The sequence below is a fragment of the Candidatus Palauibacter sp. genome (genome assembly GCF_965208055.1).
GTDB lineage: Bacteria > Gemmatimonadota > Gemmatimonadetes > Palauibacterales > Palauibacteraceae > Palauibacter.
The window spans coordinates 1,607,148-1,618,893 of the sequence record NZ_CBDBNY010000004.1 but is presented as its reverse complement, the minus strand read 5'-3'; the positions used below and the strand labels follow the sequence as shown (position 1 = coordinate 1,618,893).

Here is an 11,746-nt window from a genome sequence, read left to right as displayed (position 1 = left end):
GTCGGACCTCAGGTATCTGCCTGGGGTGGTTTTCGGGAGTTCCCTGTGGAGCTCCATGCCAATTGAAGATCGGACTTTCGATTGGCATAGGCCGATGCACGGGCGCCGATCCTCCTCATGATGACTTGAGATATCACCCCGGTGAGCACACCTCGACCCCGGGATCGGCTACGCCTGACGCCCAGGAACGTTCGGCTACCTGTCGTGTACGGCTCGATGAGGGTCAGCATTCGCTTCCCGAAATCGAGAGGAGGTGGAACGATGCTGAGACTCCACGCCAAGTGTAGGCCGCCGGCCGCTCTCATCTGCGTTACATCTCCCGTTGTGCCCGCCGGGGCCCCGTAACCGGAGCCTCGGAACCCCGCTGGACCCCTTCACAAGACAACATTTCACGAAAGGAGCCCGTCATGGGTATCCTGCGGAGGATGTTCATCACCGGCCGGGCGGTGAGATACTTCACTCTCGTCCTGGTCGGCTTCCTTGGCGCACGGATGTATGTCCGGGCGCACGCCCGGGAAGTGCCGAGCACCGCGCCCGAACCCGGGATGGTCCTGGTGAAAGAGACATGGCAGGCGCCGTCCCCGGCCGTCGCGCTCAGGGCGCTCATGGTACCGCACGAACCGGGCCATTCCGGCAACGCGCCCGCGATCGCGGTGCTGCGCCAGCAGTTCGAGCCTCGTTCGAAGGCGGAGCTGGACGCCTTTGCCGCCGAGCTTCTGGGAGTCATGCGGGAGGGCAACGGGGACCAACGCCGCGATGCGGCCATCGTCCTGCTGGTTGCGGCGAACTCTGAATCGAAGGACGGAGTATGGCCCGCCGATCCGGGAACGCCCTACGCGGGCGCGGCGGAGGTTTTCAGGCGGTTGTACGAGTCCTACGAGGATCCGCTCAGCGGGGAGGCGAAAACGGCGCTGGCGGACCTGCTCGATTCGGGCGGCATTGACTACGTCCGCGCCCTGTTCGAGGCGAGTGAGCCGCCGCCGCCGTGCCAGCCGCAAGGTGGCGGGGTTCGGTCGGGCGAGCGCCACGAGATGGACAACCCGTGCCCGAACCCGCCCAACATGTGGTGCCAGGCCGGAAAGCTCCTGCTGTACGGCGCGGAGTTGGCCCATGAACGGTCGTTGGCCGGTGCCCCGGATCGTGTGCGCTACAGGCAGTTGTGTGAGTCGGGCGTGTTTCGGGGCAGTGAACCGACGAGCGAATTCCACTCTTGAGGGCGGCAGACGGCCGACACCCCGGTCCGGTCCGGGCGGGGTGTCGGCCCGCCGCCGGACGCCCGGTACGGTGGAGAACACCGGAAGGAAAGAGGTATGAAGAAGATCGTGTTTTTCCTGATGGCTGTCCCGGCGACCGGCGCATACGGCCAGGAACTGGTCGAAGTCTGCCCGGAGGGGCCCGCGGGGACGGGCGCCGTGTGGGGTGTCGCAATGGACGCCGACTCCGGGATCGGCCTGCCGGGCGCAACGGTCGTGGCGACATGGGACAGCGACGGCGACACGGTGCGAACCGAGGTGCGGACGGCCCTCGACGGCGGCTACGTTCTCTGTGGCGTTCCGCGCGGAACCGAAGTGTCGGTCCGGCCGATCCTGGCGGGTGTGGAGGGCACCCTCGCCGTCACGATTCTCACGGACGATTTTGCGCGCGCGGATCTCCGGTTGTCGCTGACCGGCGACGGCGACGATGACGACCGCCTGTGGGCCTGTCTCGACTCGCGTGTCGACCCGAACGGCAACATCGAGCGACTGCGTCTTTTTCGGTGCGATTCCGATTGGAGTGAACTCGACGCCTGCCCTCGCGAAGAACTCGGGGAAGTGGAGGCGGTCCTGGCTTCGGCGTCGCGCACGATGGTGGTCAGAGCTTCGGAGGCCGGGTCGATACGGCGCGGATCACAGGCCGGGGGCTCTGTCTCGGCGCTGCGCGAGGCGATCGGGGAACTGGTGACGGAAGCGAGGCGACTCCGGGCCAACGCACTGGTCGACTGGCGGATGCGTGGCGGAGCGAGGGAGCGGAGGCTGACGGCGAAGGCCGTCACGATCTCCGCGGACCCGTCCTCGTGCAAATGAACGGGGACCGTCTTCCAGCCGTCGCGGAGATAAGATTGGCTTAAGGAGGAGCCCACGATGAGGATCCGGAGCGGGATTGGCGGCAAACTGACCTTGCGACGCGCGTTGGCCGAGCTGGCCGGCCAGGGAGTTGCCGCCGGATTCGCGGCGGTGTTTTTCGTCGCCGCTTTCTTCAGCCGGGGAAACGAGTACGATGGCTGGCTCTACGTCGCCGCCTTCTCCTGCGCCGGCATCGCCTCCGTCGGAGCGGTGACCGTGTCGATAGTGAACGCCCTACGAGGGGATTCGCGGGAGTCCGAAGCCCCGGACTAAACGCGGCCGGAGCGCGCGACATTGTAGCGTCAGCCCTCGCGGGCCTCCGCGGCGGCGCGGCGCATCGCCTTCTTGCGCTCGATCGGGTCGAGCTTGCGCTTGCGGAGACGGATCGCGTCGGGCGTGACCTCGATCAACTCGTCGTCGTTGATGAACTCGAGGGCCAGTTCCAAGGTCAGTTCGCGCGGCGGCTCAAGCCGGACGTTCTCGTCCGCGGCTGCGGCCCGCATGTTCGTGAGCTTCTTGCCCTTCGACACGTTGACCTCGAGATCGCCGGGGCGGACGTGCTCGCCCACGATCATCCCGCTGTAGACCTCCACGCCGGGGCCGATCAGCATCTCCGCCCGCTCCTGCAGATTGAAGAGGGCGAAAGCCACCGATGTCCCCGGGCGGTCGGCGACGAGCACCCCCTTCCGCCGGTGCTCGAGGTGGCCCGCGCGGGGGCCGTACTCGAGGAAGCGGTGGTGCAACTGGCCTTCGCCGCGCGTGTCCGTGAGGAACTCGGAGCGGTATCCGAACAGCCCGCGCGACGGGAGCCGGAAATCGAGCCGCACCGGACCCTGGTCCGTCGGCCGCATCGAGAGGAGTTCGGCCCGCCGGCTCCCCATCTTCTCCATCACCACGCCGACCATCTGTGACGGGACCTCGATCACGGCCTCTTCGTACGGCTCCAGGACCTCCCCGTCGGGGCCCTCGCGCAGGATGACGCGCGGTCGCGAGATCGAGAACTCGTACCCCTCCCGGCGCATCGTCTCCATGAGGATCGTGAGGTGGAGTTCACCGCGGCCCGAGACGGAGAAGGTGTCCGGGGAGTCGGTGGGCTCGACGCGAAGGGCGACATTCCGCTCCAGTTCGCGGAGGAGGCGCTGGCGCAGTTGCCGGGTCGTGACGTACTTGCCCGTCCGCCCGGCGAAGGGGGCGTCGTTGACCCGGAAATCCACCGAGAGCGTGGGCCGTTCCACCGCGATCCCGCGCAGACGTTCCCTGTGGTCGGGGTCGGCGATCGTCTGGCCGATCTCCACTCCTTCGAGTCCCGCCAGCGCCACGATGTCGCCGGCGCTCGCGCGGGGCGCCTCCACGCGCTTCAGCCCGTCGAAGCCGTAGATCTTGAGCACGCGGGCCGGGAGCGCCTCGTCGGCGGGCACGGGTCCGGGCTCCCCGAGCGGCAGCAGCACCACGCGGTCCGCCTCGGCCACGGCGCCCCGCTCGATGCGGCCGATCGCGATGCGTCCCAGGTAGCTGGAGTGGTCCAGCGTCGAGGCGAGCATCTGGAAGGGTCCGCCCGGGTCGCCGGCGGGGGAGGGGACCGCCGCCACGATCGTCTCGAACAGCGGCTCCAGGTCTCCGCCTCGCGCCTCGATGTCCGGCGACGCCCAGCCGTCCCGTCCGCTCGCGTACAGGAAGGGCGCGTCGAGTTGGGCCTCGGTCGCGTCCAGTTCCAGGAACAGTTCCAGCACCTCGTCGTGTACCTCCGCCGCGCGCTGCTCCGGCCGGTCCACCTTGTTGATCGCGACGATGGGCGCGAGGCCGAGCGCGAGGGCCTTCCGCGTGACGAAGCGCGTCTGCGGCATCGGCCCCTCCGCCGCGTCCACGAGGAGGAGCACGCCGTCCACCATCCGCAGGATGCGCTCGACCTCGCCGCCGAAGTCCGCGTGGCCCGGCGTGTCGACGATGTTGATCCTCGTCTCGCCCCAGCGCACGGCGGTGTTCTTCGACAGGATCGTGATGCCGCGCTCGCGCTCCAGCGGGTTCGAATCCATGACGCGTTCCTCGACCCGCTCGTGCGACTGGAAGGCGCCCGCCTGCCGCAGCATGTGGTCCACGAGCGTCGTCTTCCCGTGATCGACGTGGGCGATGATCGCAATGTTCCTGATCTTCCCGGACGGGGGCGCCAAGCAGGCCTCGACTTCCGCGGTACGCGTGGTTGGGGGGAAACGGCGGGGAATCGCGGGGACATTCTACCGTCGCCGGCTCCGGATCAAAAGCTGTGCGTGGCGGCGAGGGCCGGGCTAGGTTGGCCGGCGACGTGGTGCGGCCCGGCGTCGTCGGCGCTGGGTCGCGCGGTGCATGGAGCCCGGCAACGGAGAGTCCGCTGGCGAGAACGAAACGTTGGATGGCGGTGGCCGGAGTGTCGGTCGTCTTCGTCTGGGTCTCGATCTGGTTCCGATTCCGGGAGGTCGAGCCCCCGCCCCCGCCCGAACCCGCGGACCTTCGGCTGTGGGACTTCCTCGGCTGCCGACATCTCCGGTTCGACACCTGGCTCGCGGATAACGGTGGGGAAGCTCCCGAGACCGACCCGCCCGTCGTGCGGTCGCTCATGCTGTTCGCCGACTCGGTGGATGCCTACGGGAGGGAGATGACCGCCTATCAGGCCGTCCCTCTCGAGGGCGACGGGGACCTCTCCCGCATGGAGACGCGCTGGTTCACGCGGGCCGACACGCTCTGGGTCGTGTGGTCGAGCCCCGAGGTGCGGGGGGCCGTGGCGCTGCGTCGCAGCCGCGGGGACATGGTCGGGCGGGCCGTGGCGCGGCTGCGGGGGCAGACGGCTGCCGCCTCCCCGACTGGTGACGCCCCGGTTCAGGCGCGGGCGACGTCCTGGGAGGTAAACTGCCATTCCCTGCGCCCCAACCGGATCGGCCCCGTCGAGCGGTAGCCCGTCGCGTTCCGCCTGAGCGACGGCGCGAGATTCCAAGCACTCGTGGGGGGAGTCAAACGCCCCTCCATCGGCGTAGGCCAATTGAAAGTTCAATTTTGAATCGGCCTAACGCTTCCCAGGGACTCCCGGGAACCCCCGGACACCTCAGGTTACGCCCTCGGGTGGTGCTGGGCGGCGGCAGATGGGCGGCGGCACACGCGCATTTTCATTTTCAGAGGATCGAGGCGTCGAATCCTTCGGAGACTTTCTGGGGCTCCTCGCGGACGAGGGTGAGGATCGCGCCCTGGGGTGCGACGAGGTACCGGGTGCCCTCGAAGGTGATCTCCACCGCGGCCTTCCGGAAGAAAAGGGCGTAGTCTCCCGGCCGCGCCTGCATGGGAAGATACCGGGCTTCGGTGGCGCCGATCTTCCACGGTTCGTCGTCGAGTTCGGCCGGCGGCCCGACCGGCGTGCCGGGGCCGACGGCCACGACCGTCCCCGCCTGCACGGCCTGCTTGTCGATCGCGGTGGGCGGGAGGTAGAGGCCGACGTTCGTGCGGTCCTCGCCCTCCAGCGGCTCGATGAGCACGCGGTCGCCGACGACGATGAGTCTCTTCTCGCTCATTCGGCACGATAGGGAACCGGGGCGGCCCCGGACAGGCTCTCAGCCGGTCGGCCCCCCCCTCGCCGGGTCGTGGTCGATCTGCGAACGTTCGTCGGCGATGAAGCTGTCCACGCTCTCGGGGACGAACAGGTTGTCGGCGATGCGGGCGATCTCCTCCGCCTCGCGCCAGCGCGCCTCCAGTTCCTTCAGTTCCCCTTCGAGTGCCTCGCGTTCGGCCTGCTCGTGCGTCGCCATCTCGATCGCCAGCCGCATGTCCACCTTGAGTCCCGCCAGGGTGCCCGGCAGGGGCTTCATCAATCCCTCGATCTTCTTCGCCGGGAGATCTGCTTTCCCCGAACCGGAGAAGTCGCTCATGGCGTGGCGCGCCGCCACGGGGAGAAACGCGTCCGGGTGCCCGGCCTCCTCGATCCTCCCGACCGCGTCGCGAACCGCCTTCCGTGCGCCGCCGCGCCGGTTGGCCTGGGCCATGAGCTGGCCCGCGAGGCCGATCGCCTCGCTCCCGTGAACGATCATCGTATGTCGGTGGTTCTTGCGCTTGTTCGTCCTGTCCCACTTATCCCACCCCGGGATGTGATCGACGCGAAGGTCCCAGCCCGAGGCGTCCGCGCTCGGCACGAGACGGGAGGTGTAGAGGTGCTTTCGCTGGATCCGGATGGGGTCGCCGTGCTCGTCCCTGAGACGAAGCAGGACGCGGTCCCGATACCAGGCCTGAGCCCCCTGGAAGAGCCCCGGGAAGATGCCGCCCATGGCGAACCCGGCGATCGTGCCGCCTACGACGACCCCGCCCGCCGCCGCCCCGACGGCGCCCGTGACGAGCATGGCCCGCTTGCGCCGCCGACCGAACTGGTCGCCGTAGCGCCAGGCGGCGAACTCCTGCCGGACGGGGTCGCCGACGCGGACGAGTTCGAGGCCCTCCTTGAGTTTCGCAAGGCCGATGTTGTCGGAGGCGACCCGCATGCGGGTGGTCTCGAAGGCGCGCTCGCAGGCTTCGATCGCCTCCCACCGCGTCTCCAGCGGGGAGAGGTTCCAGCGTTCGCAGCGCCGGCACACGACCCAGAGCCGCCCCTTGGCGCCGTCGAAGGCGAGGCGCCGGCCGACGGGAAACTCCTCGATGGCCTCGTTCCGGTCGAGGTCGCCGTGGCAGAAGATGCACGTCGTATACATCAGGCGTTCCGCGACAGGTGCGCGGCGTCGGCGTCGGTTCGCCCGCGCTCGTCGGCGATGAAGCTGTCGACGCCTTCGGGGACAAAGAGGTTGTCGGCGATGTGGGCGATCTCCTCCGCTTCGCGCCACCGCGCCTCGAGTTCCTTCAGTTCTCCCTCCAGCGCTTCGCGTTCGGTGGCCTCCTGCGTCGCCATCTCGACGGCCAGACGCATACTGTCGGTCATGCCCGCGAGCGTACCGGGCAGGGGTTTCCGCAGCCGTTCGATTCGGTGTACGGGCGGATGATCCTTGGCGGATCGCCGAAAAGCGCGCTGCGCCATTTCCGCCGCTTCGGGAAGAAAGGCCTCCGGGTGGCCGGCGTTTTCGATCCGCCTCACGGCCTGGCGGATCACCTGCTCGGCGCCGCCGCGGCGGTTGGCTCGCGCCATCAACTGTCCGGCCATCCCGGTCGCGTCGGGGCCCTGAATCATCATCGTCCGCAACGCCCTGCCCGATCGCTTGTCCCAGCCCCGGATGTAGTCAACCTGAAGTCCCCAGCCACTTCCCTCGGCATCCGGCACGAGACGCGACGTATAGAGGTGTCTCCGCAGGACCCGCACGGGCTCTCCGCGAGAATCTCGAGTCCGGTGAATGACACGATTGAGATACCAGGTCTTCGACCACCTGCTCGTCAGCCAGAGCGAGCCCAGCGAGACCACGCCTCCCACGACGAGGGCCCCGGCTGCGGTCGCGACGGCGCCGGTGATGAGCATGGCCCGCTTGCGGCGGCGGCCGAACTGATCGCCGTAGCGCCACGCCGCGAACTCCTGCCGGACGGGGTCGCCGACGCGGACGAGTTCGAGGCCCTCCTTGAGTTTCGCAAGGCCGATGTTGTCCGAGGCGACCCGCATGCGGGTGCTCTCGAAGGCGCGCTCGCAGGCTTCGATCGCCTCCCACCGCGTCTCCAGCGGGGAGAGGTTCCAGCGCTCACAGCGCCGGCACACGACCCAGAGCCGTCCCCTTGCCCCGTCGAAAGCGAGACGGCGGCCGACCGGGAACTCCTCGAGGGCCTCGTTCCGGGCGAGGTCGCCGTGGCAGAAGATGCAGGTCGTGTACAATTCGTTTCTCGCTGGCTCCCCTGGCGGCGGTTATCCGCGGACGGCCCGGTCCCGCCGTCTCCAATGTCGCGGACGGGTCTGGCCGGGGATACCCGCGACCGTCGCCGCTCTTCCCGGTATTCAGATTTGCGATATAAAGACCATCTTTATATCATGTGTGCATGACTCTCTCGAAGCGCATCAACGAACTGCTCGTGCTCGCGGTCCTGGAGCGGGGACCCGCACACGGCTACCAGATCGCGCTCTCCGTGGAGGAACGGACGGGGGGCGCGTTTTCGTTTCAGCACGGGACGCTCTATCCGATCCTGCACCGACTCGAGACGGACGGGCACGTGCACGGGAAATGGAGCGGGGACGGGCGGCGGCGGAAGACGTACGAACTCACCGACGCGGGTCGTGCCGAACTGGCGGCGGGAGCGGCGCAACTGGAGCGACAGTTCCGGGTGCTGCTGGAACTCTTCGGGGGAACCCATGCGGCCTGAACATCCCCTCGCAGACATCGAACGGAATCTTGCGGTGCCGCCGCGCCGCCGCCTCGACCTGCTGGAGGAAGTCGACGCCGACGCGGAGGCGCTGCAGGCGGAACTGGAGCGTCGCGGATACGGACCGGCCCAGGCACGCCGCGCCGCCCTTCGCCAGCTCGTGCCGGGCACGGAGACGCTCGCTCAGCTCGAAGCGCAGCATGCGCCGCCGCTGGGCCGCTGGGCGCGGGGCACGGGGTGGATCGACCGGGTGGAACGCCTCGGCATTCTCGCGGCCACAGGCCTGGCCGGGGCGGTCGCGTGCATCACGATGATCGGGTCGGGCCCACTCGGCTCCGCGGCCGTGCTCGCCTGGCCCCAGGTCATCGTGGTCGCCCTGCTCGCCGCGAACTGGACCCGGGCCGCGACGCGTCTCTGGATCGACGGCGACCTGCGGCCGGACCTGCGGCGCCGCCTGTGGGAACGGCAGGTCGGGCTCATCGTCTTCGCGGTCGCCCTCGGGGCGCTGGGCGCGTCCTGGGAGGGCTACAGCGCCTTCGAAGCGCTCGACGTCGAGGATTTCGCGATGCCGGCCATGTGGGACGCCGTCGGCCGCATCGTCTCCTGTGCCGCACTCGGGTTCGGCGCGGCCATCTTCGGACTCTTCGGCTGGCTCGCCATCACGCCGCGACTGATCGACGACGAGACGATGGAGCACCGCATATCGACGTTCTTTGCCTCTCCCGTCACACCCACCTCATCCAGGCGGAGGTAACCGATGTCCTTCTTCGAATCACTCGGATTCATCCAGTATCCGATCTGGATCGTCCTGATTCTCATGCTCGTGCAGATCGTGCGCACGACGGTCGACCTCGTCCGCCCCGGCGCTCCGGCGGTGGGCCTGCGTATCCATTCGATCCTGATTCTCGGCGCCCTCGCCGCGTGCCTCGGCGTGCTCGGATCGCTGGTTGGCGTGTGGATGGCGGCCGAGGCCATCTCGCGGGCGGGGGAGGTAAGCCCGTCATTGGTATGGAGCGGGATGCAGGTCACCCTGGGCTCGTCCATCGTGGGCTTCCTGATCCTCGGCTTCGCTTCGGTCGCCTGGCTCGTCCTGCAATACGCGAGCGGCCGGCGGGATCCCGGCATGGCGCGCTGATGCGGCTCCCCACGCTCGTCGCCGCGGGTCTCGCCCTCGGGATCGGCGCCTGCGCGGCGGGGCCGGAAGAAGGCGTCGGGGGCCCGTCGCGGCGCGACTCGGCGGGAGTGTCGATTTCCGACAACGAGACCTCAGACGCGCCGTTCGCGGGCGGGGCCGTCCACATTGCGGATCTCATGACGCCGGACAGCGCGCTCACGGCACTCCCCTGGGGGGTGGCGGCGGATCCGGCGGCCGGGCGCGTCTACGTCGCGGACCTGACGGGCGCGCGGGTCGCCGTGTTCGGCTTCGCCGGCGCCTTCCTGGAGGAATTGGGGCGCGAGGGGGGTGGTCCGGGGGAGTTTCGAGGCGTGTCCGCGCTGACGCTGGCGCCGGGCGGGACGCTCGTGGCGCTCGATGCGAGGCGGGGAGTGCTCAGCCGCTGGTCCCCGGACGGAGAGTTCCTGGGTGAGGAGCGGCTCCCGGCGAACTACTGGGGGCCGGGCTTCGCGGTCGGCGAGGGTGGGGGAGCGGACTGGTTCGCGACCGTGGGATCGGCCACGGCGGACCTGTCGATGGATCAGACGCTGGCGGTCCACACGCCGCGCGGGGCCGAGCCTGTCCACGTCGTCCGCCGGGAACTCTCGCTCATGGAACTGCCGTGCGCGTCCATGCCCGCCCCGAAGGTGTTCGCGCCGGACGTGGTATGGGCGAGCCGCGGCGACACGCTCTGGTTCGGGCATGGTGACGGGTTCCGCATCGACGGCTTCGCGCGAGGAACGGTCTTCAGCAGTGTGCGCCGGGCGGCGGCCCCGGCGATCCCGGTCACCCGCGAGATGGCGATGGCGTCGCTCACGTTCGGCCCGGGCCCGTACCGGAGCCTCATGCGGCAGTGCGGCGTGACGGCCGAGGAGGTGGTGGACGCCACCGGGTACGAGGAGACGCTGTCTCCCATCGTCGGGTTCACGCCCGATCCGGCGGGCCGGCTGTGGGTGTCGCGGCGGACGCGCGGCCTCCTCCCCGAGGTCGTCGACGTGATGGGAGCCGCCGGCGAATACCTGGGGACGCTCGACATCCCCGCCATCCCCGTCGGGTTCGCGTCGCCGTCGCGGTTGGTTGCGGTGCGGCCGGTGATGGAGACGGGAGAGGTGAGGGTGTCGCTGTACGACGTGGGGACGGGCGCGGAGGCGGCGGGCGCAACGGACGCGCAGGGCGGAGGCGCGCTCGCCGGTGGGAACGCGCCCCGAGGGATCGGGTCGGTGCTGCGGATCACATCCCGGCGGCTACCCTCCGTCGCGGAGACGGCCCCGCCCCGGCGTCCGGCCGAGCCCAACCCGGCGGGTCTGCACGAGTTCACGGACTGCGACTTCTGCCCGGTCATGGTGGAAATGCCGCCGGGTGGGTTCGCGATGGGGCGGGCGGAGGGCGAGGACCGGCGCCTCGGGCTCGACCGGGAGCCGCGGCGGCCGGAGTTCACGCGGGAGAGTGAGCGTCCCCGCGTGCGGGTCGAGTTCGGACACCGGTTCGCGATCGGCAAGTACGAGGTGACCTTCGACGAGTGGGACCGCTGCGTCGAGGCGGGGGGATGCGACTACCGGCCCACGGACAGAGGGTGGGGGCGGGGCGACCGGCCCGTGATCCACGTCTCCTACCGCGATGCCGAGACGTACCTCGCCTGGCTGGCGGAGGTGACCGGCCGCCCGTACCGGCTGCCGAGCAGCGCCGAGTGGGAATACGCGGCCCGGGCCGGGACGACGACCGCCCGCTGGTGGGGAGACGAGGTCGGGAGCGGACACGCGGTGTGCGAGGAGTGCGGGCTCGAGTGGGAAGTGGGGTCGACCGCGCCCACCGGATCGCTGCCGCCGAATCCGTGGGGACTGCACGACATGCTCGGCAACGTGCAGGAACTCGTGGCCGACTGCTGGACGTCCACCTACGAGGAGGTCCCGGTCGACGGCACGCCGGTCCGCGAAGCGTCTCGCTTCTGGAGCGAACGCCGCTGTCTGCGTCCCACTTGGAGGGGCGGCGGGTTCAGCTACTTCCGCTGGACCGTGCGCTCGGCGTGGCGGAGCGGCGGGAGCATTCTGGCCACCGCCGAAGCGCGCCGCGCCCACCCGCAGGTCGGCGGCGGGTCGGGTTTCCGCGTCGGCCTCACCCTCGATCCAGCGCGGACGGACTCCGCCCGGTAGCCCCTCCCGCCGACTCCCGGCTCCAGCGCGGTTGCACCGGCCCCGCGACGCGTTCTAGACTGAGA

At 69.6% G+C, this 11,746-nt stretch carries 12 protein-coding genes; 8 read left to right on the top strand and 4 right to left on the bottom strand.

Annotation, left to right across the window (positions count from 1 at the left end; translation table 11 throughout):
- Positions 1-407: 407 nt before the first annotated feature.
- The 3 genes from ACOGXI_RS07320 (at position 408) to ACOGXI_RS07310 (ending at position 2,375) form a co-directional block, all read left to right on the top strand.
- Positions 408-1,214, top strand: a complete 807-nt coding sequence (locus ACOGXI_RS07320; RefSeq protein ID WP_419938214.1) for a hypothetical protein — start codon at positions 408-410, stop codon at positions 1,212-1,214.
- Positions 1,215-1,310: 96 nt separating this feature from the next.
- Complete coding sequence (locus ACOGXI_RS07315; RefSeq protein WP_419938213.1) at positions 1,311-2,063, top strand: carboxypeptidase-like regulatory domain-containing protein; 753 nt, start codon at positions 1,311-1,313, stop codon at positions 2,061-2,063.
- A gap of 57 nt (positions 2,064-2,120) precedes the next feature.
- Positions 2,121-2,375 carry a hypothetical protein gene (locus tag ACOGXI_RS07310; protein ID WP_419938212.1) on the top strand — a complete coding sequence of 85 codons (255 nt, stop codon included), beginning with the start codon at positions 2,121-2,123 and terminating at the stop codon, positions 2,373-2,375.
- Positions 2,376-2,404: 29 nt separating this feature from the next.
- Here ACOGXI_RS07310 and typA read toward each other — a convergent pair whose 3' ends face one another.
- Positions 2,405-4,270 carry a translational GTPase TypA gene (gene typA, locus ACOGXI_RS07305; RefSeq protein WP_419938211.1) on the bottom strand — a complete coding sequence of 622 codons (1,866 nt, stop codon included), beginning with the start codon at positions 4,268-4,270 and terminating at the stop codon, positions 2,405-2,407.
- 218 nt (positions 4,271-4,488) lie between these two features.
- On the opposite strand from typA, the gene ACOGXI_RS07300 reads away from it, so the two are divergent.
- Entirely contained in the window at positions 4,489-5,028 is a 540-nt protein-coding gene (locus ACOGXI_RS07300; RefSeq protein WP_419938210.1) for a hypothetical protein, read from the top strand.
- A 214-nt stretch (positions 5,029-5,242) separates the two neighbouring features.
- Here the strand turns inward: ACOGXI_RS07300 and ACOGXI_RS07295 are convergent, their stop codons facing one another.
- The 3 genes from ACOGXI_RS07295 to ACOGXI_RS07285 are packed head-to-tail and all read right to left on the bottom strand — an operon-like array spanning position 5,243 to position 7,896.
- Complete coding sequence (locus ACOGXI_RS07295) at positions 5,243-5,635, bottom strand: co-chaperone GroES (protein WP_419938209.1); 393 nt, start codon at positions 5,633-5,635, stop codon at positions 5,243-5,245.
- Between the two features lie 39 nt (positions 5,636-5,674).
- The gene (locus tag ACOGXI_RS07290) at positions 5,675-6,799 is read right to left on the bottom strand and encodes a hypothetical protein (protein ID WP_419938208.1); all 1,125 of its coding nucleotides are present in this window, start codon (positions 6,797-6,799) and stop codon (positions 5,675-5,677) included.
- Positions 6,799-7,896 carry a hypothetical protein gene (locus tag ACOGXI_RS07285; protein WP_419938207.1) on the bottom strand — a complete coding sequence of 366 codons (1,098 nt, stop codon included), beginning with the start codon at positions 7,894-7,896 and terminating at the stop codon, positions 6,799-6,801. Before ACOGXI_RS07285 ends, ACOGXI_RS07290 begins: the two co-directional genes overlap by 1 nt.
- A 161-nt stretch (positions 7,897-8,057) precedes the next feature.
- Between ACOGXI_RS07285 and ACOGXI_RS07280 the strand changes: the two genes are divergently transcribed.
- Genes ACOGXI_RS07280 through ACOGXI_RS07265 form a run of 4 tightly spaced genes read left to right on the top strand, consistent with a single transcriptional unit; the run spans position 8,058 to position 11,681 of the window.
- Positions 8,058-8,378 carry a PadR family transcriptional regulator gene (locus tag ACOGXI_RS07280; RefSeq protein ID WP_419938206.1) on the top strand — a complete coding sequence of 107 codons (321 nt, stop codon included), beginning with the start codon at positions 8,058-8,060 and terminating at the stop codon, positions 8,376-8,378.
- A gap of 34 nt (positions 8,379-8,412) precedes the next feature.
- The gene (locus ACOGXI_RS07275) at positions 8,413-9,132 is read left to right on the top strand and encodes a hypothetical protein (protein ID WP_419938205.1); all 720 of its coding nucleotides are present in this window, start codon (positions 8,413-8,415) and stop codon (positions 9,130-9,132) included.
- A gap of 3 nt (positions 9,133-9,135) precedes the next feature.
- Positions 9,136-9,513, top strand: a complete 378-nt coding sequence (locus tag ACOGXI_RS07270) for a hypothetical protein (RefSeq protein ID WP_419938204.1) — start codon at positions 9,136-9,138, stop codon at positions 9,511-9,513.
- Positions 9,513-11,681, top strand: a complete 2,169-nt coding sequence (locus tag ACOGXI_RS07265; RefSeq protein ID WP_419938203.1) for an SUMF1/EgtB/PvdO family nonheme iron enzyme — start codon at positions 9,513-9,515, stop codon at positions 11,679-11,681. Before ACOGXI_RS07270 ends, ACOGXI_RS07265 begins: the two co-directional genes overlap by 1 nt.
- Positions 11,682-11,746: the final 65 nt, after the last annotated feature.